The organism is Kitasatospora sp. NPDC057518 (assembly GCF_042802075.1).
Taxonomy (GTDB): domain Bacteria; phylum Actinomycetota; class Actinomycetes; order Streptomycetales; family Streptomycetaceae; genus Kitasatospora.
Genome location: NZ_JBHVEU010000790.1, coordinates 1 through 1430 on the forward strand (window position 1 = coordinate 1; position 1430 = coordinate 1430).

Consider the following 1430-nt stretch of genomic DNA (forward strand, 5'->3'; position numbering starts at 1 on the left):
GGGTGAGGTAGCCGCCGGTGGTGTGCAGGATGCCCTTGGGCTTCCCGGTGGTGCCGGAGGTGTAGAGGATGAACAGCGGGTGCTCGGCGTCGAACGCCTGCGGGGTGTGCTCGGCGGGCTGACGCTCCGTCACCTCGTGCCACCACAGGTCGCGGCCCTCCTGCCAGGGGATGTCCTGGCCGGTGCGGCGCACCACCAGGACGTTGCGCACCCGGCCGGCCACCCCGGGGCGGGTGAGGGTAGTCGTGTCCGCGTCGGTAGGCGAGGTCGTCGGCCCCGCGCTCGCGGGGGTTGCTCCCGGGTGTTGGCGAGAGCGCCGGCAGGGTGGACGTCGGCCCCGCGCTCGCGGGGGTTGCTCTCCCCCGCCCCGTGTCCCCCGTTTTGGCAGGGGGTCGGCCCCGCGCTCGCGGGGGTTGCTCGCCGTCCACCCCGCCGGCCCCGCCCTCCCCCACGTCGGCCCCGCGCTCGCGGGGGTTGCTCTCCAGGCAAGCGGGAGGTTTAGTTCCGGATTAAGTCGGCCCCGCGCTCGCGGGGGTTGCTCCTCACCGAGCGCACCGGCGCGGCGAGAGGCACCGGTCGGCCCCGCGCTCGCGGGGGTTGCTCGGTGGAGCCGTACCGCGAGCGCATCCACAAGGCGTCGGCCCCGCGCTCGCGGGGGTTGCTCCTGCGATGCCGTCAGTCCGTAGGGCGCGCGGCGAGTCGGCCCCGCGCTCGCGGGGGTTGCTCTCAGCGAGGCGAGTGCCACGCGCCAGATCCGCTGTCGGCCCCGCGCTCGCGGGGGTTGCTCCCCCGTGGGCAACCACCCCGGACACCCGCACCCGGTCGGCCCCGCGCTCGCGGGGGTTGCTCCGCCCACATCGCCGCGACGCCCGCGAGCTGCGGGTCGGCCCCGCGCTCGCGGGGGTTGCTCTCAATGTGCTCACCGGGCACAGCGACCTCCACCGTCGGCCCCGCGCTCGCGGGGGTTGCTCGAGAAGGGGAACTCGCATGACCACCACCCGTACGTCGGCCCCGCGCTCGCGGGGGTTGCTCCCATGGACATCAACGTCCTGTTCACCGAGCCCGGTCGGCCCCGCGCTAGCGGGGGTTGCTCCTCGTCGCTGCGGGTGGAGAGTTCGCCGACGAGGTCGGCCCCGCGCTCGCGGGGGTTGCTCGCCCGGATTCTTCCGCCGCTGACCGCCACACACGTCGGCCCCGCGCTCGCGGGGGTTGCTCCGCGACCGGGCCGCGGAGCCGGATCTTGCGCAGGTCGGCCCCGCGCTCGCGGGGGTTGCTCCGGGATCATGGTCTCCAGGACGTGGTAGCCCTCGTCGGCCCCGCGCTCGCGGGGGTTGCTCCGGGCGTCCGACCGTCGGATCCGCGGCCCGGATGTCGGCCCCGCGCTCGCGGGGGTTGCTCCCTGAGCGTCACCGTGCTGCACGCCGGGCAGG

1 pseudogene and 1 CRISPR repeat array are annotated in these 1430 nt (G+C 75.7%); the pseudogene reads right to left on the reverse strand.

The features are described from left to right. Positions 1–238 (reverse strand): annotated as a pseudogene (locus tag ACFU7Z_RS39425) (AMP-binding protein); the annotation flags it as partial. A gap of 31 nt (positions 239–269) precedes the next feature. Continuing rightward, positions 270–1398: a CRISPR direct-repeat array (repeat unit 28 nt; unit sequence GTCGGCCCCGCGCTCGCGGGGGTTGCTC). The last annotated feature ends 32 nt before the right edge of the window (positions 1399–1430 follow it).